The organism is Micromonospora sp. NPDC049102 (genome assembly GCF_043197485.1).
Lineage (GTDB): Bacteria > Actinomycetota > Actinomycetes > Mycobacteriales > Micromonosporaceae > Micromonospora.
In genome coordinates this window covers 14,459-36,683 of sequence record NZ_JBICTE010000049.1, presented here as the reverse complement: position 1 = coordinate 36,683, position 22,225 = coordinate 14,459, and the positions used below count along the sequence as shown (strand labels likewise).

The 22,225-nt window shown below is 67.6% G+C and carries 15 protein-coding genes; 13 read left to right on the top strand and 2 right to left on the bottom strand.

Translation table 11 applies throughout. The features are described 5' to 3' along the window. The 11 genes from ACGFH9_RS29770 to ACGFH9_RS29720 form a co-directional block, all read left to right on the top strand. Window positions 1-498 (top strand): alpha/beta hydrolase family protein (locus tag ACGFH9_RS29770; RefSeq protein ID WP_393225858.1); only part of this gene is annotated, 498 nt, incomplete at its 5' end. Beyond that, complete coding sequence (locus tag ACGFH9_RS29765) at window positions 477-2,192, top strand: formylglycine-generating enzyme family protein (RefSeq protein ID WP_393225855.1); 1,716 nt, start codon at window positions 477-479, stop codon at window positions 2,190-2,192. The genes ACGFH9_RS29770 and ACGFH9_RS29765, both read left to right, overlap by 22 nt. Next, entirely contained in the window at window positions 2,189-3,460 is a 1,272-nt protein-coding gene (locus ACGFH9_RS29760) for an aspartate aminotransferase family protein (protein WP_393225852.1), read from the top strand. The genes ACGFH9_RS29765 and ACGFH9_RS29760 overlap by 4 nt, the downstream gene beginning before the upstream one ends. After that, window positions 3,457-4,467, top strand: coding sequence for a Gfo/Idh/MocA family protein (locus ACGFH9_RS29755; protein ID WP_393225850.1), 1,011 nt, complete (start codon window positions 3,457-3,459; stop codon window positions 4,465-4,467). Before ACGFH9_RS29760 ends, ACGFH9_RS29755 begins: the two co-directional genes overlap by 4 nt. A gap of 537 nt (window positions 4,468-5,004) precedes the next feature. After that, window positions 5,005-7,146, top strand: coding sequence for an N-6 DNA methylase (locus ACGFH9_RS29750; protein ID WP_393225847.1), 2,142 nt, complete (start codon window positions 5,005-5,007; stop codon window positions 7,144-7,146). Next, a complete protein-coding gene (locus tag ACGFH9_RS29745; protein ID WP_393225844.1) occupies window positions 7,143-7,343 on the top strand; it encodes a hypothetical protein in 201 nt (66 codons plus the stop codon). The genes ACGFH9_RS29750 and ACGFH9_RS29745 overlap by 4 nt, the downstream gene beginning before the upstream one ends. Before the next feature lie 121 nt (window positions 7,344-7,464). After that, window positions 7,465-8,664 (top strand): hypothetical protein, encoded by a 1,200-nt coding sequence (locus ACGFH9_RS29740; protein WP_393225841.1) that lies wholly within the window; start codon window positions 7,465-7,467, stop codon window positions 8,662-8,664. Continuing rightward, window positions 8,661-9,200 carry a hypothetical protein gene (locus tag ACGFH9_RS29735; protein ID WP_393225839.1) on the top strand — a complete coding sequence of 180 codons (540 nt, stop codon included), beginning with the start codon at window positions 8,661-8,663 and terminating at the stop codon, window positions 9,198-9,200. Before ACGFH9_RS29740 ends, ACGFH9_RS29735 begins: the two co-directional genes overlap by 4 nt. Continuing rightward, window positions 9,197-9,850 carry a hypothetical protein gene (locus tag ACGFH9_RS29730; protein ID WP_393225836.1) on the top strand — a complete coding sequence of 218 codons (654 nt, stop codon included), beginning with the start codon at window positions 9,197-9,199 and terminating at the stop codon, window positions 9,848-9,850. The genes ACGFH9_RS29735 and ACGFH9_RS29730 overlap by 4 nt, the downstream gene beginning before the upstream one ends. Then, entirely contained in the window at window positions 9,847-12,936 is a 3,090-nt protein-coding gene (locus tag ACGFH9_RS29725) for a hypothetical protein (protein WP_393225834.1), read from the top strand. Before ACGFH9_RS29730 ends, ACGFH9_RS29725 begins: the two co-directional genes overlap by 4 nt. Next, the gene (locus ACGFH9_RS29720; protein WP_393225831.1) at window positions 12,933-14,225 is read left to right on the top strand and encodes a DUF2399 domain-containing protein; all 1,293 of its coding nucleotides are present in this window, start codon (window positions 12,933-12,935) and stop codon (window positions 14,223-14,225) included. The genes ACGFH9_RS29725 and ACGFH9_RS29720 overlap by 4 nt, the downstream gene beginning before the upstream one ends. A 364-nt stretch (window positions 14,226-14,589) precedes the next feature. Here ACGFH9_RS29720 and ACGFH9_RS29715 read toward each other — a convergent pair whose 3' ends face one another. After that, window positions 14,590-15,984 (bottom strand): pentapeptide repeat-containing protein, encoded by a 1,395-nt coding sequence (locus tag ACGFH9_RS29715; RefSeq protein ID WP_393225828.1) that lies wholly within the window; start codon window positions 15,982-15,984, stop codon window positions 14,590-14,592. Window positions 15,985-16,544: 560 nt separating this feature from the next. On the opposite strand from ACGFH9_RS29715, the gene ACGFH9_RS29710 reads away from it, so the two are divergent. After that, a complete protein-coding gene (locus ACGFH9_RS29710; protein WP_393225825.1) occupies window positions 16,545-19,859 on the top strand; it encodes an AAA domain-containing protein in 3,315 nt (1,104 codons plus the stop codon). 33 nt (window positions 19,860-19,892) lie between these two features. Then, window positions 19,893-20,189, top strand: coding sequence for a transposase (locus ACGFH9_RS29705; RefSeq protein ID WP_357567427.1), 297 nt, complete (start codon window positions 19,893-19,895; stop codon window positions 20,187-20,189). Window positions 20,190-20,316: 127 nt separating this feature from the next. Here ACGFH9_RS29705 and ACGFH9_RS29700 read toward each other — a convergent pair whose 3' ends face one another. Then, window positions 20,317-22,224 (bottom strand): DUF2357 domain-containing protein, encoded by a 1,908-nt coding sequence (locus ACGFH9_RS29700; RefSeq protein WP_393225822.1) that lies wholly within the window; start codon window positions 22,222-22,224, stop codon window positions 20,317-20,319. Window position 22,225 lies beyond the last annotated feature (1 nt).

Genomic DNA, 22,225 nt, shown 5'->3' with positions numbered 1-22,225 from the left:
GCAACCAGCGAGCCCGACCGAAAACCGGATACGCGACCAACTCCAAGATCCGCCACCCGGATTACCCCTTCAAGGCCGCATGACGAGGCACTAGCTGGCTTCGACCCGGCATACCGGGCGGTCGTGCTGCTGTGGCCGGCCATCTGGCTGCTCGACGGCGCGTTCGAATCCTACGTGAGCGAGGACAACCTCAGCGCGGCACGGCGCGACGGTTATGTGGATCTCGACGGCGAGCAGATCGGCGTGGCTTTCCTCGACGAGCTGCAGGACGTGCAGGACGTCAGCGCACCGCTGCGCGGCTTGTCCACGCCGGTGCTCTTCGTTCACGGAGAAGCCGACCACGAGGTGCCATTCGGGCAGAGCGTGCGCGCAGCCGACCTGGTCTCAGGACCGCACAAGGTAGTCGGGGTACCCGACGGCGATCACTGCCTCGAAGAACCGCAGGAACGCGACATCGTGTACCGCGAGACGGCGACATGGCTCCGCGAATACCTGTAAGTATCGGCGCACTATTTCTCGCGCCGACCACCTACCGGCACCTGCCGACGATCGGCTGGGCGGCGCACGGCGAGATGCAGGCCGAGCTGCGCTGGCAGCTCGACCACCACTTCGACAGCAAGATCATCGTGATTGCCGACCGGCGACTCGGCAACCCTGCCGCCACCCGCCGCGCCATCGACGATGCCAGGAAGGCTCTCGGCGGGCAGGATGTGCTGCTGGTCTGCCTGGCGGGCCACGCTGTCACGTTCACCCGTCGCGACGGCGATATCACCGCGTTGGCGCTGCCCGGCTCCGTTCCGGGACGCCCCAACAGCATGCTTCGGATCGATGAGCTGTCGGCGGTCGTCCTTCCAGAAGCGGGAAAGCCGGTCATCGTCTGCGCAGACCTCGTCTCCACTCGCGCCACGGTGGGCGCCGTCGCCCCCGCGTTTGCGGGCGCCTTCGTGCTCGCATCGCCATCCGCCGCGGATACGAGGCCCGAGAGCACCTGCCACGATGGCCTCGCTGCGGTCCTCGGCGACCTCGCAGCCTCGGGAACCCAGCAGGCAGTGCCGCACCTGCTGGACCTCGCCCGGCAACGCGTCGTCGCCGCAGGCGGGAGCCCTCACCTCGCCGTCGGCGCGAGCCAGGCTGCGATCACGTCCCGATACGTCAGCGAGCAACTGCCCGACTACGTCCGCGAGGATCTCACATCGCCCGACCCGGGTTCCCGCCTCGACGCGGTCACCGAACTCGCCGCGCTGGCCGCATGTACCCCGTTCGCGCGCGCCAGCCTCCTGCGGCTGGCGGCCAGCGACCGCGCCGAGGCCGTCCGCAGCTATGCGGACACGATGTCACGGCAAGACCGGCAGCCGTCGCTGCGTCAGTTGCTGGCCGACGGCGTCATCCCACGCGAGGTCCACGAAGCAGCGCTGAAGGAACCGGCGGTACCCGACCTGCTGCCGCACACCGGCGGCGAGGTGATCCTCGGCGTCGACGCACCGGACGGACAGGACGACTGCCGCCCACGACACACAGTTCGCCTACAGCCGTACCGGCTGGCCCGCACCGTAGTGACCAACCACCAATATCTTGCCTTCCTCGCAGCCGAGGGCGGCCCCTGCCCCGACCACTGGCAGGCCGACGACTCGCTGTGGCGGGACGACCTTCCCGTGGTCATGGTGTCCTGGCTCGACGCGTTGCGCTACTGCGCCTGGCTGACCCGCCACCTGCATCACACCAGGGCGCTGGCTCCGGAACAGCGCATCGTCCTGCCCAGCGAAGCGCAGTGGGAGGCATCCGCAGGCAACGACCGAGGCGGGCGATACCCCTGGGGAGACGTACCCGATCCACGTCGGGCCAACATCCGCGCCACCGGCATCGGCGCGGTCGTCGCCCCCGGCAGGTTCTCCCCGGACGGCGACAACGAGGCCGGCTGCCAGGATCTGATCGGCAACGTCTGGGAATGGACCCGCAGCCTCTGGGGGCACAGCGGACACCAACCGACATTCGGCTATCCCTATCGCCACGACGACGGACGCGAGGCGGCCAGCACCCGACCGGGGGAGCGATACGTCATCCGCGGCGGAGCCTTCTACTACGCCACCGAGTGCGCGAACTCGTTCACCCGCAACCGCATGCTCGCCACCGATCGCCACCCCGCGGGCGGGTTCAGGGTGGCGTCCACCAACGCCAGGGAGACGACGTCGTGAGCGGCCAGGCGCATTGGGATGAGGAGATGACCGTCCTCGGACCGGGCATCTCCGAGGCGGTCCGGTGGGCAGGTCTCGCCGTCACCGAGGCGGCAGGGATGCACCTCACAGACACCAGCGGGCGCAGGATCGCCGACCTCATGGGCGCCGCCGGCGTCAACCTCCTCGGCCATTCGCATCCGGCGTATGTCGAAGCCCTGACCCGACAGATAGGCAGCTGGATGATCGGAGCGCACGCCAGCGACGCCCGGCTGGAGATGACGCGCCTGCTGCGGCACCTGCTGCCGGCTCACCTTGACCGCATACAGCTGTACAGCAGCGGCAGCGAGGCCGTCGAATCGGCCATCCGGCTGGCGAAGTCCGCGACCAGCCGCTTCGAGGTCCTCTCCTTCTGGCAGTCCTTCCACGGCCGCACACTGGGCAGCCTCGCGCACACCAGCGGGGCACGCACGGGCCTCGGACCCACCGCACCCGGGAGCATCAGCGCCCCATACGCGAACTGCTCACGTTGCCCCCTGCGCCTGACCTCGCCAGCCTGCGGGTTCGCCTGCGTCGACCTCGCCCGCGACATCCTGCGTGAGCAGTCCACCGGATCCCTCGCAGCGATCCTGGTCGAACCCGTTCAAGGCCGGGCAGGCAACGTGGTGCCGCCTACGGGCTACCTCCGTGCCCTGCGCCGCCTCGCCGACGAACATGGCGCACTGCTCATCGCCGACGAGTCCATGACCGGCATGGGCCGCACGGGCACTATCCTCGCCAGCGACCAACCAGACGTACGTCCCGACGTCGTCGTACTCGGCAAGGGCCTCGGCAACGGTTACCCTGTCTCCGCCATCTGCGCCTCGACGGACCTCATGCAGCGGGGCCCATTCGGAGCCCCCAGCGCCAGCTCCTCCAGCTACGGCGGCTTTCCGCTCGCATGCCGTGCCGTCGCCGTCGTGGCCCAGACCGTACACACGCAGCAGCTGGCAGACAGAGCGGGCGAGGTGGGGGCTCGGACGCTCACCCGGCTGCGCCAAGACCTCGCCGGGCTGGCGCTGGTCAGCAGCGTCCACGGTATCGGCATGGCGATCGGGATCAGCTTGAACGTCACCGGCAAGGAGCAGCTGCGCGAGGTGTTCCAGCAGCTCGTAGCCGCCGGAGTATTGGTCATGACCGGAGGGCACACCCTACGGCTCTACCCGCCGCTAACCGCCGACGATACCGAACTCACCGCAGCCGTGGACACCCTCGTGTCAGTGCTACAGCGCTACAAGGCCCCGACATGATAAACGTTGGTGTCATCGGATACGGGCGGGCAGGCGAAGCCCACGCCCGGTGCTACGACACCATGCCTCAGAGCCGGATCGTAGCCATCCTCGACCCCACGCCAACACGGCGCGACGCCGCACGAGCCCGCTTCCCGCACGCCGCCGTGGCAGCCACTCTCGACGGCATCGACGTGGATATCGACCTGGCGCTGATTTGCACGCCGCCGACCAGCCACGAGGCATACACCGAGCAGGCGCTCATGCGCGACGCCCACGTGTTCTGTGAGAAGCCCACCTTCCTCGACCCCGCCAACGGAGCGAAGTTGATCGCGCTTGCCCGGCAACGTAACAGGATCATCTACCCCGGCCACAACTACGTGCACTCGCCGCTGCTACAGCGACTCCGCGAACTCGGCGCTCCCGAACGAATCGGACCCCTTCAGTGCCTCGACATGAGAATCGAACGCCCCACGTCGGCAAGCGGATCTCCGGACTGGAACCCGTCTTGGCGCCGCAACCCCGCAGTCTCCGGGGGAGGTGTCCTTGTCGATCACGGCCCGCACTGTGTGTACCTTGCCGAATGGCTGACCGGGATGCATGTCCACCTGGTCGGCTGCACGATGGGATACAGCACCCTGGGGGTAGAGGACCACGTCGAGTTGGTGTTCGACATGAGCGGCAAGATCGAAGCCCACATCCTGCTCTCATGGCGAGCCCCGCACCGGAGGAACACCTACAGCCTCACCGGCACACACGGCACGGTCGTCCTGAACGACGACACCCTCGTCGAGGACAGCCCCACCGGGCGGCGAACCTGGCGACTGGCCGAGACGCCACGGAGTCGCCACGCCCACGACGACTGGCTACCCGCACTCGCCGATGATGTACTCCGCCAGGTGACCTCCGCTGCTACGGAAGCAGGGCTGGCGCGATCCGCACTCGTCGTCGCACATGCGATCACAGCCGCCTATGCATCAGCCGCTCAGGGTGGCCTACCGTACCGCCTGCCGGGCGCAATCAGCTGACTCCCTTGATCCGGACCGGTGAGGTTCCAGCGAAGATGACGACGGTCGGGACTGCCCCGGGTTCGGTTGACTCGCCGCGTCGAGTGGTGCAGAGGAAGCGTTGGCCCATCACGAGACCACCGAAGCGGTGATGTAGGACCTCTGCAACCGTTTCGATCAGTCCGGCTCGCGCAGGGGGTCCACCGTGGGTGCTATCAGGAGCGTCACCGGACCCTCTGCTCGGTGCCCCACCAGTTCAGTAGACGTCGTGCGAAGGCCCGGGGCGGGGCCGGCCGGCCCCACTGCGACGAAGCGGGCTGAATGCGGCGAAGAATCACCTATCGTTTCAGCAACCCCGTCCCTTGGCGGGTTAACACATGGGGAGTTAACGAAGTATTTTTTAGCGCCCGTTCTCTGCGGTCCGCGCCCTAGAAAAACCCTGGTCGTGGCTTCCTGTCAACGAAAAGGCAGGTGAGCATCTGCGGGTGCTCATGGTTGCCGGTGTCCCCGGTGTCCTCTACCTTCGATCGAGTTCACTTGCGACGGCCGGGGAGAGAGATGCAGCAAGTCACACGTTCGGAGATTGCCAGGCTGGCCGGGGTCAGCCGTGCGGCGGTGACCTCATGGGCCAAGCGCCGCGACTTCCCACGTCCCGTCGGGGAGAACCGCTTTGCGCTTCCCGAGGTGCTGGAGTGGCTCGAGTCCCGCCAGGTGCACGGCTCGATTCGCGCGGCCGACGACGGGACCGAGTACAGCTACGCCGACCGGATGCGGCGGAGCCTCGCCGCGGCGAAGCCCAGCCACATGCCTGGCATGAACCTGCCCGGCGATCCCACGACCGTCGAGATCGACAACCTCATTCTGCGCCTCACGTTGATCTTTCTCCGCGAGCGGGACCCGCAGGGTTGGGCCGGGCTGAACGATCTGATCGCGCCGAATGCAGGGGCCGAAGGGGCGCGATGGCTCATCGACCGCATCGCGACAACCGCCGGGAAGGCGGCGCGGCGTCACGGCGTCTCGCCCGAGGTCTTCGCCGCACTGCGGCGGCTGACCCCGGAAGGTGTCCCTGAGGTCCGGGGACTCATGTCCGGCAGCTCGGAACTCGGCGCTGCGAACGTGCACACCCTCGTCGACGCGTACGAGGCCGCCCTGCCCCCGGGCGGCTTCCTCACCCCGCGCACGGTTGCGGCCCTCCTTGCCAAGGCGGTGATCGACGATTCTGCCGAGTCCGTTTACGACCCGTACTTGCGAGCTGGCGAGTTGCTCATCGCTGCGGCCGACGTAGCGGCCCGGCCGGGGACCCTACGGCTGCACGGGCTCGGCCCCGATGCTGCGGCTCTGAGCCTCTCTGGACTCACCCTGCTGGCCCTAGGCGAACCAGCCGACCTGCGTTTGGCGGCACAAGCTCGGCGCGCAACGGTCACGCACGTCCTTGCCAATCCGCCGTTCGGGAGCGATTCGTGGCTCGACCGGCGCCCCAACACCGACTGGCAGCCATTCCCACCACCGCCAGCCCGATCCGCCTTTCGCTGGCTCCTGCACTGCATCGAGCAGTTGAGCGACGATGGCCGGGCTGCAATCATCATGCCACGGATAGCCGCCGTCTCGGCCAATGCCCGCGAGCGGGAAATCCGCCGCCGACTGGTCGACGATTCCATGGTGGAAGCGGTCATTGCCCTCCCACCCGGCCTGTATGCCGGCACGTCCGTTGCCACCAGTGTCTGGATCGTCCGGCGGGCACCCGGGTCGGACCAGCCGATCCTGTTCGTCGACGCGGTGAACCTCGGTGTGTCAAGCGGTGGCCGCGCGTTGCTCGATGAGGGAGGTCAGGCCGACATCCTGAGAGCATGGCGATCGTTCCTTGTCGACCGTGCGGCCGGTCGGCCACACCCGGGCATCGAGAGTCTGAGTGCCGCCGTCACCAAGGCCGTCATCCGGCCGGAGTCCTACTCGCTCAACCCGGCGGAGTACTTACCAGGCACGATAGGGCTCCGTGTCCCCGACGCCGAAGCCGCCCGCGCCGGCCTGGGGGCGACTTACTCGCGGGCCTTCCACTGCCGCAGGGCGGCCGAGGATGCAGCGGTCGTTGCTTCCCAGCCGCTCGGCGCGCAGATCGTCCGTCTTGGCGACGTCTGCGACGTCAAGGCGGGCTATTCATACTCGCGGCTGCGAGCTGAAGAGCGATCCGACGAGCAGGGAGTCCCCATCGTTCTGCCGCGGCACCTGCGTGACGGGAGAATCGTGGCGGACAAACCGCCGCGAGCCCCGCGAGCGACCGCTAAGGCATTGGAGGACTACTGGCTACGCACCGACGATGTGCTCTGCGTGCGGACCGGGGCACTTACGGCACCCGCCATCGTGCGGCCGACCGAGTCGAATTGGCTCCTGAGCACAAACTTGCTGCGTCTGCGAGTCTCAGACCCCGACGTCCTCAACCCCTACTACCTGTACGCATATCTGCGCTCCGCAGCGGGCACGGATGGGATGAAGGCGTTCGCACGGGCTACCGTGACCGCATACGTGACCGCAGCGGACGTCGCGGCGATGAAGATCCCGTTGCCGCCGCAGGCTCGGCAGCAGTCGCTGGTCGCAGCGCTACGCGCACTTGACGATGAGGTCGTGGCGGCGCGAGACCTGGCCGCCCGGGTCGCCGAGACCCGCGATCTGGTAGTCCGCCGGCTGTTTGGCGGTGCCCGATGACCAGACGCAACCTCTCCCGCGAACACCGGTCTGTCGTGGTCGCCGTAGTGATTTCCGGCTGTGTCGGGGTCGTCGCAGCCGTGCTGTTCCACCACAGCGGAGCTGACCCCTCCACGGCGGTGATCGCGGGCGGTGCGGCCTTCGGCGCGACCATGACACTCGTCCTGGAAGTCCTCAAATACCTTCGCGGCCTATGAGCTGTCCGATGATCTCGCAGTCGAAGGCCGGGGGAGCATTCGGTGGCTTTGGCATACGCAGGTTCTCCTGCTTGCTGGCCTAGCGCGATATTGTCGACCTCCTATGAGCGATGCAGCGGCCTTGACGTTCGATGACTACGCTGCCGAATCGGCTGTTCTCGGGATCTACCGGCAGGTCTTCGCGGTGTTGGCGCGGAACGCCAACGCGATGGTGGACGACGCGGACTCGGTCGGGGTCGACGAGTCGATCTTGCAGACGTTCGCTGACGCGGGGCCAGCCGGGATGACGATCGAACAGGCCGTGCTTGCATGTCCGGAGGCGCCGGCGGATGTGGTCCGGCGCCGGTTCGAGGTGCTGCGGTCGTACCGTGCGGTGACCCGGGTCAACGAGCGGCCGCACGAGATGTTCTACCAGGCGACGTTCGCGCCGTACGTGATGTTGCTTTTTCTGCGCCGGTTGTCGCAGACCGGGGGCCAGGCGGAGCTGCACCGGATGTTGTCGATGGCCCGGCTGGCGCTGGACGACGATGACACGACCCCGGAGGTGGTGCGCGAGCAGTTGCTGGAGATGACGACGGTTTTCCGGCTGCTGGCGAATCCGATCATGCAGTTGGCGAAGTCGGCGACGGTCGAGTCCTTGCGGACGCAGGCGCAGCCGCTGCTGGGTAACAGCGACCTGGTCGACAAGGCGCGGGTGTATCACAATGCGGCCGCGGACCGGCATCCGCAGTTGTTGCCGGAGTGCACGCAGCTCCGGATGGCGCTGGCGGCCTATCGCGACGCGTTGAACACCGCGGCCGGGCGGCTGCTGGCGCACGCTGGTAAGACGCGTGCGTTGGGGTTGCTGCCGACCGAGCGGTGGCGCACGTTCGCGCGGGACAGCAGTACCGAGGGGCTGGCGCAGGCGCTGGACGGTTTGCTGTTCGACGCGCCGGAGCCGTTCTTCACCGCCGACGATCTGCTGGACGCGGTGGAGGAAGGGCTGCAGTCCGACAGTGGCCGGGTGCCGCCGCCGCGACCGCGTGTCGACGAGGAGCCTCCGCCGACGGAGGTCGACGTCGACCCAGAGGCGACGCTGTTGGCTCAGCGCGCGGAGGAGTTGCTTGCGGGGCGGGATGTGGTCACGGTGGCGCAGCTTCTCGCCGACGCGGGTGACTGGCCGACCAGTCGGCGAGTGTTGTCGGAGGTGACCGCGATTCACCTACGCCCGGAGCTGCCGTACACGGTGACCTGGGGCGACGGGTGGCGTGTCGATGTGACGTCCACGCGGACGTGGGTCTCTGACGGCTGGTTCCGCCGGGACCAGCAGGAGGCGGCGTGAGCGAGCGGGATGCGGCCCTGTGGTGGGCGCGGATCCGGTCTGGCGGTCCGCAGCAGGTCTCCGCTGGTGGACCGACACCGGCCGGGTTGCGTCGTCTGGTGGCGGCTGACGCCAGGGCGGTGTGGCTGATCCCGAACCTGCCCGACAGCGCGGGACCGGCTGTTCTGATCGAGTACGGGATGCCGGGCTCTTCGATGATGGACAGCAAGGGAACCCTGCGAGTGCTGGCCGCGACTTTGCGGTGTTGCTGGCCTGATCCCGCGACGGATCTGTGGCCCGGGCTGCCGGCTTCGACCGGTCATGTCGGTCAGGTGTTGCAACGGCTGGTGCCGGCCCGCAACAAGGTGAGCCGTCAGCAACTGCTGTCCGCGGGGCTCCGGCGCCTTGCGGTATCCGGTTGGGTCTTGCTGGAGGGAGCGGACACGGTGCGGATTGGTCCTCGGATCGCGTCCTTCGGGTCGCTGGAGCTGAGCACTCTTCGGGAGCTGTGGCGGTTGATCCCCGACACCACTGAGGACAGGTCGGAGGGGTCGTGAACCGCCCGAATTCGATCTTCGAAGAGGTGCTCGGGACGTTGCCCGATCGGCAGCGGGAGCTGGTCGAAGCCGCGTACGCGCTGCTGGAGCACAGCAGTGGCCCGGTTCACCGGCAGTTCCTGCCCGCGCTGAGCGATGCGACGAGCCGTGAGCGGCTGGAAGAGCTACTTCGCCGAACCGGTCGGACACTGGTGACGGTTGATCAGTTGCATTTCACGTCCGGTTTCGACGACGCCGTACGGACTGAGCTCACCGAGACGGGGTGGCAGCCGCTGTCGCTGGCCGACCGGGCCGTTTTGGTCCTGGTGCTGGTCCACTCGGTGGCGATTCCGCGCAGCGAGGAGCAGATCGCTGCGGACTCTTGGGAGAGCCCGTACCCAACCACGTTGCAAGACGTCAGCCGTGACAGCAAGGTGCCGGTCGGCGAGGTCAGAGCGGCCCTGGGCCGGTTGACCGCGTGCGGGCTGCTCCGAACGGTTCGCGGCGGCGACCACGACAGCGGATACGTCCCGGGCCCACAGTTGTCGCGGCTGACGCCGGCCGCCCGCGAGCAGTTGCAGGACCAGTTGATTCTCGCCGCGGCACCCGACCATCCGCTGGCCGCAGCGATCCGGGAACGCCGGCACAACCGCGTGGGAGGGCAGCGTTGACGTCTGTAGCCGTGCCGTCGGACGGAGTCGTCGAGGACATCGTCGGAGCGCGCGTCCTCGCCGGCATCCAGATGGTCAACATCTCGCGGCTGTCGACTCACCCGGTGCCGATCACTGCTCGTGGGCTGATCACCGTGGCAGGACAGGGGCCCTCGGATTCCAACGGTGCCGGCAAGTCGTCGTTCATCGCCGGACTGAGCCTGCTGCACGCCGACGAGCAATGGCGGTTGCAGTCGGGGGCGCAGGCAGCGGCCGAGTTGCTGTTCACCGCCGAGCTCGCCGGCCAAGAGGCGATGCACGCCAACGCCGACCGCGGCTACCTGATCGGCGCGTTCGTGCCGCCGCAGGCCACCACGGCGGAGGAGCTGGATGCGTCGGCGTTGACGGTGTGGCTGCGGATCAACCGGCAGAGCCCGCACGTGGAGTTGCGGTGGGCCCATCGGCTGCACGTGCCGTTCGGTGACACGGAGGACGAGCGGGCCGGCGGCGCCGACGGCTTGTGGGATGCGCTGCCGCGCAGCAACGGCCGCACCGACATCCGCGCCAACCGGCTCGCCCGTACCCTGTACGGCTCGACGGTCAGGTGTGTGTCCTTCCTGTCGACGTCGGTACGGGCCAGCCCGACCGCGAACCTGCTCGCCCAGCCGCTCAACGAGCTGACCCCGGAGCGGATCTTCGAGGCCATCGGTGCGCTGACCGGCCTGACCGCGGAGATCGAACAGGAACAGAAGTCCCGGGCCGAGGAGTACGAACATGCCGGGCGGGCTGCGCGGGCCGAGGAGGAGTACGAGCTGTGGGACGACCGGATGAAGGTGGTGGAGGACGGCATCGCCTCACGGGAGCGTGCCCGCACGTTGCTGGCCGAGGCGCGTGACAGCTGGCGAAGCCGTTGCGCGCGGTACCTGGTCGACGGCTTCCACGAGTCCGAGCGGATCGGCCAAGACGTCGAGGCGAAGGAGCGTCGGCGCAAGGAACTGGGCGCGCAGATCGAGACAGCCGGTGAGAAGGTCCATCGGCTGTCCGACGACAAGGCGTTCGACGAGAGCTGCCGGACCCGGATCAAGACGTACGACGACCAGAAGGCCGTTGAGAGCGCGCTGAAGGTCGAGCAGAATCAGAACGTCGGCTCGATCGAAACCCTCGGTGGACAGCTGCGCACCCTTCAAGCCGTCGCGGCCGTAGCGGACGGGCGCACCGTTGAACAGGCCGAGGAGGAGATCGCCGAAGCAGGGAGAATGGTCCAGGCAGCGGAGCGGATCAAAGGCCGTACCGAGCACGCGCTGCGGGTTGCCAAGGCGGCGCTGTCGGCGGCGGAGAAGGGCGAGGATGTCGCGGTCGCCCAGGTCCGGTTGCTACGGGCGAACGACATCACCGCTGCGCCGCTGGTCGACACGATCTCCTTGACCGAACAGCAGCGGCCTGTATGGGAAGCTCGGCTGCTGCCCTATCGGCACGCGGTCGCCGTCGCTCACCACCAAGCTCAGGAAGCCGTCCAACTACTGGCCGCGTTACCTGGAAGCTTGCTGGTCGAAGCAGACCCGGCCGACCACCTGCTCGGGCCAGGCCTGCCGGCCGCCGCGGATCCCGACCTGCCGGTGGGTCGATTCCTCGCGGCGTTGGCAGAGCGAGCCGGTGCTGACGGGCATATCGATCCTGTGGCTGGTGTGCACGGGATCGCCGGTCTCCCGGAGGCCCTGACCGGTCGTGCTGGCCGAATCCGAGCCGCTCAGGATCAACTGGAGAAAGCCGCCGGCGAGGACGACGAGGCTGACGAGGGCATCCGTGAGGCCGAACGGACCAAGAGCCGCGCTGACGCGCACCTGCGTGGCGCGAAAGCCGAGGCCGAGGCTGGTGCGGTTCAAGGCAAGGTGACAAAGCTCCGTAATCGCAACTCCGCCATCGAAGTGGAGCTGAGCAAACTCGACGGACCGTTGCGGCAGGCGAAGATCGGCTACGAGGCCGCTCTCGGTGAGAAAGCCGCCCGGGCCCAGCAGATCGACACGGCGAGCCGCACTCTGGCCACCCTGAAGAAGGAACTCGAAGAGAACCGCAGACAGTGGAGTGCACTGCTCCAGCACCGTACAGATCTCGATCTTCCCCGCCTGAACGCGCAGTGGACCGGAACGGTGGATACCGCCGAGCAGCATCTGCTCACGCTCGACGAGAGTGAGGCGATGCGGCCGCCGGCGGAGTGGGACGAGGTGTGCGCGCGGCTGGCCAACGAGGTGCGCGCCGCGTGCTTTCCGCCCGGTGACCCGGAGCAGAACCGGCCGGAGGAACTGCGCGTCGTCGACGAGCAACGCGCCGACCGGCGCACCGGAGGTGCATGTGTGCGGCTGATCCCCGATGTGTTGCGGATCGTCGGGAACTTCCTGACCGATCATGAGCGTGTCGACCGGGAGAACGCCTCCCAGATCCAGCGGGAGCGGCAGGCGAAGACGATCACCCTGACTGGAGCGAAGGCCGCGCTCGACGAGGCTCGGCGAACGTCGGAGGCGTTGCGGTCGACCACCGCCAAAGCGATCAAGGCGAAGCTGCGGCAGGTGTCCGACGAGTTCGACCGGCTCGACCAGACCTACGGCGGCTACGGCGGCAACCTCGACTTCCCGGAACCGGAAGCCCTCGCCGACCCGGAGAAGCCGTGGCAGTGGACGATCACCCCACGGTGGCGGCGCGGCGAGGGCAAGCCGCCGTCGTCGTACCGGCTGCGCGGCAACACCGCCCAGATGGACGACAAAGCAGTGAAGCTCGTCTGCGCGGCGGCACTCGCCGGCGCCCAAGACCGGCCGCTGCTGCTGGTCCTCGACGAACTCGGCCGCAACCTCGGCGCGGCACACCGCCGCGACGCCGTCGCCCTGTTCGAAAACATTGGCCGCGACCGGGCGATCAGCGTCGTCGGCGCCCTGCAGGACGACATGGAGAGGTACGCGATCGGCGCGTCCAGCCTCTACATCAAGTTGCGCCGCCCGTCCGACGTCATGCCGTACAACCAGGCACCGGTCGTCATCGGCAGCGAAGCCGACACCGCCCGGGTGCAACTGCTCTCCGACTGGATGACCTCGTTCCGGCCGGAGCCGCAGACATGACCGACACCGACGGCACCACCGACGGGGAACTGGATCCCGAGATCACCCTGAGCTGGATCCGCGACTATCCGGGCCTGGTCGCCTACGCACCACTGCCTCCCAGCGGCCGCTACCCCCGCGACAGCCGAGGCCGACCGAGACCGCGCTCTGCACGGCTCCGCACGGCAAATCCGAGCGAGGCCCCCCGCCGACCGGAGGGCCTGCTCAGCGACAGCGACTGGAGCTGGGTCATCCGCAGCGAGCACGGCTGGGCCGGTGTCAGCAGCAGGTTCGGTACCGACGCGCTGCGCATCATGCTGGAGCTCACCGAATTTGGCTGCGTGACTATCGGCTACACCCTCAACGGCAACGCCCTGGCCCAGCCGCCACGCCGGGTGTACCCGCACCCCGACCTCACGGCAGCCGAACAGGAACGTCGAAGCCGCCGTCGGGACAACACCAGCACCCTTCGCACCAAGGCGGAGCAGATCGCGTCGGCGCTCGCCGACGACTGGCCGGATGTCAGCCGGGCACTCCGTGATACCGATCATCCCGACCGGTTGCTGTGGGCGGTGCGCGCGGCCACCGACCTGGCCGAGGGCCGCAGCCACGATTCGCTTCGCGCCTTTGTGCAGAGTCACGCCAAGGACACGAAAGCCCGCGACGACGTGAACCATCTGCTCGCCTCGATGGGCTTCGACCACGAGACACTCATCGCACTCGGCGTGGCCCGCAACCCGTACATCGGGCTCGGCGGCCCGATCCTGCTGCACACGACCGACGGCTCCATCCTCGACCTGTCGGCGATGCCCGGGCCGCACGACATCCGGCTGAGTCCCCACATGCTGCCGCGACTGACCGTCACCGAGCCGGGCGATGTCCTGCTGGTCGTGGAGAACCGGCAGGCGGCCGAAGCGGTCTGTGACACCCGGGCCGACCTGCCGGTCGTCTGGTGCCACGGGCAGCCGCCCGACGCCGTCGTGTCGATGATCGTCCAGGCGGCGCAGCAGACCTCCGGGGTTGTCATTTGCGCGGACGCCGACCTCGGCGGCGTCCGCATCACCGCCCGCATCCACGACAACCTGCCGTCGGACACCACCATCCACGTCGTAGACGTCGGCACCGTGCCGCACGACGAAGGCCGGCCCTTCAACACTCACAGCCGCAGCCGCCTCCAGCAGCTCGCGCAACGCCCGGATCCGGTTGGCGTCTTCGCGCAACGCTGCCTGCACCGGGGCTACGCGATCGAGCAAGAAGCCAATGCACGGGCCGCCCTTCAGGCTGTCTTGAATAGCCACCCACCTGCGTAAACTCTTCGACCAGAGATGCCTCCGCGTCGGCCGCAGAGTGGAGAAGGCGAACTCCACCGGAGCAGAGCCGCGGGACGTTTCGGAGCCCTCCGGCGGTCGCCGCCCACCCTGAACCCGGCAGCGGCAGCAAGCCACCGAGGGCCAGAAACACTCATCCCCCATCGGCACGAACGCGCACTGTGCCGGGCGGGGGCCAACGCGCGGACAGCGGAAGTTCGACCCGATGCGGCCGGATTCCGCACCTGGCCACCACGATCGTGTAGGCAATCCTCGTCTTTCATTAGGTCGATAAACCCGACCTGCCGAGGATAAAAGGCTTCAAGGATCATGTGCGTGGCCAGCGTCATTCTGCTGGGCGACGCGGTCACGGGCCTGAGCGTGGCCGCCGTCTTCCCTTTCCGGCTTCGGGAGGCAGGCGCTCCGGCTCCGGCCAGGTGCCGTCCGGGCCGGGAGGTATGGCCACGAGGACTCCGTCGTCGCCCATCTCCCACCCGTGCGGCCATACAGTTGAGCTCACCGCGGTGTGGCCGGGACGCGTGACCGCCTGTCGTGCACCGGCCAGGTAGACGTCCTGATGGGCGGTCACACTGGCGAAGTCGGCGGGCCCGTCGAACCGGACGTACCCGAATGATGCAGCGCCACCAAACGTTGCGCCTCTGAACACCGCTTGGTCCCGGAATCGGGCGGTGCGGACGTTCGGTCCAGGGCACGCCGAGCCGCCTTTGAGCGCGTCGTAGGAGGCCAGACCGGGCGTGCCGAAGTCCGCAGATCCGTGGAAAGCGGCACCGACGAACGAGGCCGGGCCACCAAAGTCGGCGCCCGTGAAGATGGCGGTATGGAACTCTGCGCCGTTGAAGTTCACGGCCCCGCTGGCAGGGTCGCCTGACGGCAGACGACCGGTTGCCAAGCGTTGAGATCCGGCGGTGAACTGCGCTGTCGTGAAATCTGCCATGTCGAACTTCGACCCGCGGAACGTGGCGCCGCCGACGAACTCGCAGCTGGCGAAGCTGGCGTACCGGACGACGCTGTTGCACATGGAGAGCTCGATCAGGGCCGCGCCGGTGAGGTCCAGATGCAGATCCGGCCAATACGTCTCGGGGGCCTTGACGCGAGGGTTTCTGCGGGCCGGGATGCAGGTGTGGTCGGAGAGGAATAGCTGCGCGGCTATCCGGACCTGCAGCTCGAGTTGGGAAGTGCGTTCCCGGTCGCTTTCGTGGTCGTTACCGGTTGGTGGGGTGTACGGCATCCGCAGGTAAGCGCAGATTAGGTTGACGATCTTCTGCCGCTGGTCGGGATTGTCCTGCGCGACCCGTTCGAGGGTGTAGAGCCCGGCGAGACGGACGACAACGCTCTCGGAAGCGAACTGTTCGGCGGCCTTGACATAGGTTTCGGTTAGCCGGCGTGCGGCCGCGTCGGCTTCGGTGTGCCGCTGCGCCTGGACGGCAAGCTGGAACTTCTCCCCGTCGCGGTCGTGTGCGTCCTCGGCCATCCGTTGCTTGCGGAGCGACAGCAGCAGGCCGACTGCCGCGGCGGCTGCGGCGACCGATCCGACACCGTACTTCAGTGCCTCGATGTGCATGCCGGGGCGGGCGTTCACCGCTGCAGCGTCGGCGACGGCCCACATCGCCGCTGCCAACCCACCGCCAGCAATGATGACCAGGGCGGCGCTGATGGCGATTCCTGCGTCGGAGAGAGGCCAGGGCCATCTGCGCCGAGCAGGTGTGCCTGCTTCGGTACGGGCGGCCAGTTCACGAGACATGTCCGCATGATGCCCGAGTGACGCAAGCTGCCGGTACGTAGTCGACACTGTCCGGGCAAGATGCCGCTGCTTCACTGTACCGGCGTCCCGGTCGACACCACGCGGTGCCCCTTCTCCGGGCTCCTCCGCTTTTGGCCGCTCAGAAGGGGTGTTCTGTCGCTTATCTGAGATAGAAGAGCGTTCGTAGAATTCAGGCTCCTACGCCTTTTTCTGCGGGCCGAAGATAGCGTTGCATCTGATTGGTGGTTGCGAGCGCGAGCCAAAGTGACCCAAGCTCGTGTTGTCGAGATGCCGACAGCGACGTGAAGTCCGCTGAACACGGCAGAGGGTCCTTGCGAAGCTGGGAAGTCTCGCAAGATCCGGGCGGTTCGGGCAATGGCATGCAGGGGGTTGCCGGAGTGAGTGAGAGCCCGCTTGCGCTCCAGGGCGGAACCTCCCCTTGGCGCTCGCTCCGTGTGATGTTGGTAGAGCCGGTAGTCGGAACCGCGACACTGGTGCTTGATCGATAGCAGAGGGTAATGTCACGGCGGACATTCGCCGCGACGCGATGGGGGTCGGTCTTGCCGGACTGGCGCGACGAGGTGTGCAGCGCACTGGACCTCTGGATCGCCTCCGAGGGTGGGACTCAGCAGAAGGAGCGTCTCGTCCGCATTGGGCGCGCTCGTCAGGAAAGCCAGCGTGGTTGGTTCGCGGTCGACCTCCGTGGCTCGGCAGCCAATCTGGATCAGCTTGAGTCCCTCCGCCTGTCAGGTGCAGATGGTCCAGAGGCAGGATCGTCTTACGCGGTCCTGGAGGCGGTACAGGAAGGTGAAGTCGTCCGACTCCGGGTTGCCGAGTTCGTCGACCTTGCCGATGCCCACCTTTGGCAGAACAAACAACCCGCGACCTACCTCCTCGTGAAGCTGCGCGAGGCCATCGCGGGCCTCACCGATGCAGGGCTGGCGCACGACTTGGCTAACGGTCGACTCGCGCCGACACCAACGAACCTGCGGGACATCTCCGGATTCACGCCGATGCAAATGGCTGCGTTCGGAGCGTGCACGGGTAGCGGCGTGCATCTGGTGTGGGGACCGCCGGGAACCGGCAAGACCCGGGTCCTCACCGAGGCAATCGGTGACCTGATCGGGGCCGGCAAGCGCGTCCTGCTGGTGTCGGCCACCAACATCGCCGTCGACAACGCGCTCCTCGGTGTCGTTGGACGGCGGCAGCATCAAGCTGGCGAACTCCTCCGCGTCGGACCTCCTCACCATCCCGACGTGCTCAAGCATCCCGAGGTCTGCCTGCCCGTTCTTGTGCGTAAGAGGTTGCGTGAGGTTGACCAGCAGCTGCAGGACGTGGAACGGCGGCTGGTCCGAATGAGGGAAGACGCCGAGCGACTGGCCGGTCTCCAGGAAGAGTTGGCAGGGTTCGACTCGGCCGCCTACCACCTGGCCAAGAGGGTCTTGGCTGCCGAGTCGGCAGTTCCCCAACTTGCCGCTGCCGCGGCAGACGCGCAAGCGGCAATGCGGGAGAGGGAGACCCAGGCGGTCGAGTCAGCAGCACGGCTTGCCGCAGCACGAAGCGATCTGGCGAAACTCGATTCGACACGCGCGGCGTACGCGGAAATCGATCAGGTGAAGCGAGAATTGATCGCAGTGAAGGCGGCTGCCGAGAACCTCGCCGCGCGTGCGCTCACCGCCGGGCACACTGCCGATCTCGTCGAGACTGAGATTCAGAACCTGCGTGAGACACGGAAGTTCGCCCGGCTGCGCGATCGCACACGACTGCAGCGACTGAGCAAGCAGCTCGACGCTGCTCGGGTCGACGCAGATCACGCGGAGCGCCAGGCGCGCGAAGCGCGCGGCCTCGTTGAGGGACAGGAGGCGAAGACCGACGAACGGATTCGCCAGCTCGGCGATGCCATCATCTGCAGCCGATCGGACCTCCAGGCCGCCGACGCAAAAGTGGTCGAGGCGCGCGAGCACGCCGACCGGGCGAGCACCAACGCCCGCGAAGCCAGCGAGCGGCTCGAGCTGGCACGGCAGAGGTTGCTGACCGCGGAGGCCGGCGCGCCGACCGAGGCACAACGGGCGCTGGTCCGGGATGCTGATCAGCGTCAGCTTCCGATCGTGGAGGCGCAGATGCGGGTTCTTGGCAGCCGAGTCAGCGCGACGGAACTCGAACGTGAGCGGCTCGAGCAGCGTCACGCGAAACTGCAGGAGGACTTCGATCGGCTACGCCGAGACGAGGAAGGGGAGATCATCAAGGGCGCCAGGATGGTCGCCACCACCCTGGCTCGCCTGCGCACAAGCAAAGCCCTCATGGACGGACCGTACGACGTCGTACTCGTCGACGAGGTCAGCGCCGCGAACCTCCCCGAAGTCCTGCTCGCGGTTTCCCGGGCGACCAGAGCAGCCGTCCTGCTAGGCGACTTCATGCAGCTCGGAGCCATTCGGAATGACGACGTCAAGCGCGCCAACCGGCCGGACGTCCACCGATGGCTGCTTCCCGACGTGTTCGCGCACTGCGGGATCACCTCCCCGCAAGAGGCCGAGAGACATCCTGGTTGCACCGCGCTGGACGTCCAGCACCGGTTCGGGCCCGAGATCATGAGTCTGGCCAATGCCATCGCCTATGACGGGCTCCTGAAGCCCGGCGACAAGATCCGCAAACACGCCGACGATGACCCAGAGATCGTCCTTGTCGACGTCGACGGGCTCGGAGAGATCGCGCGCGTCCGACCGGTCAAACGGCGTAGCGGATGGTGGCCAGCGGGGGCGCTGCTCGCCCGCGTCCTTGCCGACTATCACCAAGCGCGCGGGGAACGAACCGGTATCGTCACGCCCTACAGCAAGCAGGTTGAAGCCACCCTTGAGGCCCTGCGCGACCACGAGAGCACGTCGTCCGTAGGTACGGAGGTCGGTACGGCACACCGCTTCCAGGGCCGGGAGTTCCCAGTCGTCGTGTTCGACATGGTCGAGGACCAGTACGACAAACGCTGGATGGCGCTGGCCAACCGCGGCGGAGGGAGCTGGGAACAAGAGGGCATCCGGCTCTTCAACGTCGCGATCACTCGTACCCAAACCCGGCTCTACCTCATCGGAAGCCGGAGACAGATCAACGAGGCCCCTGCCGGCACACCGCTCAGCATCGTCGCCGGCCTGATCCAAAGCCGGCGGGCCAGAGTCGTCCCGGCCGCCATGTTGATCACCCCAACCACGGCTCCCGACCAAGTCCGGTCGATGCTCGCCGGCACCTTTACCGGAGAACTGGCTGAGCTTCTGGCGCAACACGTCCGGTTGACCGACATCCACGATGAGCGAACGTTCTATGACGTCTTTGCCGACCATCTCGCGGCAGCACGTCGATCAATCTGGATCTGGGCGCCATGGACGGCCACCAGGGTCAGGTCCATCCTGCCGACGCTCGCCGATACTGTCGCACGGGGTGTCCGGGTGACCCTCTTCGTCCGCGATCCCGGCGACAACCTGCAGCGCAAACCGACGTACCAGAAATACCTGAACGACCTTCGCTCGATAGTGCAAGCCGTCGTCGAGGTCAACGTCATGCATCAAAAGATCGTCATCATCGACGAGCAGACCGTGCTTCTCGGCAGCCTCAACTCGCTATCTCAGAGTTGGACGCGTGAGGTGATGGTGACGATGCGCGGCGCTCACTTCGCACGGAAGCTTCTAGAGCACGAACACGCAAGAGAGTTCTCGAAGCCACCACGATGCGGTGCTTGCGGCGGTGACTCGGTTGACCTCCGCCGCAATGGAGCGGGCTCCTGGTACTGGCGGTGCTATGCCCAAAGCTGTCCGCAATGGTCATCGGGCGGACGCAAGTCATGGAAGAAAGACGTAATCTTCGAATCTAGCCCTCGAAGACAGAGTTGATCATCCGCCACTGTTTAGGCGAACGGACGAAGAATTACCAGCTCGCTCGATTACGCCAGCCGGGCCGGACGCACGCTGATCGACCGGGAGCTGTGTCTGCAGTGCGGCGGGTGCGATGACCCTGCCCGCCGCGAGGAAACCGGCATCGCAGCGGACGTGGAATTCGCCACGAAACCCGCCTTGGACCTGCGGATGCACGAACGCGCGTTGACAACAGGCCCGTCAGCGCGGTGGGTCACCGCAGACGAGGCCTACGGGCAGGACTCGAAGTACCGGACCGGGCTGCAGCAGGGTCGGACGGCTACGTCCTCGCCGTTGCCCGCAACGTAGGACGGCCCTGGCTCTCCGGCTGGCAAGGGCGGACCCCGTGGGAGCACCGCGACTAATAGAGGACGGTGGTGGCCGGTGCACAAGATTCTTGCGGACGTAGCGACCATGTGCGAATCAGGGCGATGCATTACGTCTCTGTAGCAGAGGCTTCGATGCGGCCTTCCGCTATCTGACGCCCTCCGGGGTCGGCCCAGCAGGTGCATCCCGGTCGTCCACCACACTCTTGGCACTTCGGACACCGGAACCGCGAACCGGGAGTGATCTCCGCGGCGGTGCAGGGCATTGCCAACACATCCGCACCGGCTGTCCGGTCGATTCGATCACCATCGGCAGTGTCAATGACCGCGTTGTACGGCCACAGAACCGGGTATCGGGCACCGCAGGAGCAGTCCCGGCTGCCCCAGATGGCCTCGCAGTTGCCGCACCGTGCCTGGAATGTATCGCGATCTCGCATGTGCACCCGCGCCCCGGACTCTTTGCAGATCGGGCAGGTGTCGAACCGACCGAAGGTTGCCCCCGCCGCATCCAGGGCGGCCGTAAGCTCTGACGGCAAAAGCTGGCTGTCCCGGCTCGGGCCTCGGTGCCCGTCCACCGCCTCCCGGATCAGGTGCGACCGCTCCTCGGAGGTGGGTCGGCGGAGCAGCAGCACCCGCCGGCCGCCTACCGGCCGCAGCCAGTTCCTGGCCGGCAGCGTCGGCACCCCAGCGGGCAGTTCCACCGGCAGGGGGTATCCGTGGCTGAACCACCGGCCCTGCAGCGTCCACCGGAGGGCCCGCGCCAGCCGCTCCTCGCCCTCGATCTCCAACGGGCTGATCGGCACGAGGCAGGCCGTCGTCCCGAAACCTGCCGGATGCAAGCCCTGATGTACCGGGCGGGGCAGCGATGACCTAGTGGTCCGGAGGCCGGGGTAGACGACGACGATCGGACCGGGCAGTGTCGCCAGATCGGCGAGCCAGCCCTGCCGGACCGGTTCGGGGACCTTCGCGCCGAGGTCTCGCGGGTCGGTCACGATTCGGGTCACTTCCGTCCCGCAGGCGTGTACACCGACCGTACCGTCCTCGCTCATCGACCATGTCAACTCCTCTGCCGGACCGCGCAGCCGCAGCTGGGTGCCCGCTGCCGGAGCGGGGGCGTCGGGGTCGTCTGGCCGATACCCGAGCAGGGCCAGGGCCCGCAGCGACAGCGCGGCCACATACGTTCGGTAGGCAGCGGGGAAGTCCCGGCTGTCGGCCCGTGCCTGGTCCGTATCCGCCGCCTGCTGCACCGCCCAGCGCTCCCAGAGCTTCCCGACGCGCCGGTACCGGCGGTCGTTGGTGAACAGGTTCGTCCACCTGAGTCGCATGGGTACCCGCGCCCGCCGGTCGGCGTGGGTCAGTGCGGGGGAGTGGCGTAGGGCCCGTAGCCGGCCCCGCGCGTTCGTCAGTGCCGCGTGGGTCGCCTCGATGGCGGCGGCCGACGCTGCCTTGTCCGCGACCGCCACCGCCACCAGCTCGGCGATTCGCTCGCGCCGCCGCCAGGAGCTGGTGCCGTGCAGTGCCCCCACGAACGCGCTCATGTCGGCGAGGCTCGCGCCGAGCAGGGTCAGTTCGTGGATCCGTCTGGTCAGATACTCGTCCAACCGGTCCACCAACTGCGCCGCCACCCGGTTCTCGTAGAAGTCGACGTCCTCAACGTAGCGCAGGGACAGCACTCGCTGCGGATGGATGCGTCCGTGCTCGACCCCGGCCCATTCCTCCGGATGCCCGGCGAGTCGGGCCAGTCCGGCCGGTGGGACCCGACGAGCGACGTCCGCCCGGACCACCTCCTCCGTCCGCGCGAGGCGGTCGTGCGGGCGGAGGCAGACGTGCGCGAGGTCGTCCAGGCCGCGCTGGATCTCCCGGTCGAAGTCCCGCAGCGAAGCCCGCTCGACGGTGTCCGGGACGAACATGTTCGTCGTCATCCAAGCGCTGATGTCGCCGGCTTGGGCGATAAGCCGTGCGGTGTCGATGACCGAGCCCACGACCAGAGGGTCGGCGGCACCCGTCCGATCGGCCACG

Bases quoted from the DNA above. Each gene is read 5' to 3' on its own strand.
- ACGFH9_RS29715 (WP_393225828.1), bottom strand. From the start codon at position 15,984: ATGTCTCGTGAACTGGCCGCCCGTACCGAAGCAGGCACACCTGCTCGG.
- ACGFH9_RS29750 (WP_393225847.1), top strand. From the start codon at position 5,005: ATGCAGCAAGTCACACGTTCGGAGATTGCCAGGCTGGCCGGGGTCAGC.
- ACGFH9_RS29745 (WP_393225844.1), top strand. From the start codon at position 7,143: ATGACCAGACGCAACCTCTCCCGCGAACACCGGTCTGTCGTGGTCGCC.
- ACGFH9_RS29720 (WP_393225831.1), top strand. From the start codon at position 12,933: ATGACCGACACCGACGGCACCACCGACGGGGAACTGGATCCCGAGATC.
- ACGFH9_RS29765 (WP_393225855.1), top strand. From the start codon at position 477: ATGGCTCCGCGAATACCTGTAAGTATCGGCGCACTATTTCTCGCGCCG.
- ACGFH9_RS29755 (WP_393225850.1), top strand. From the start codon at position 3,457: ATGATAAACGTTGGTGTCATCGGATACGGGCGGGCAGGCGAAGCCCAC.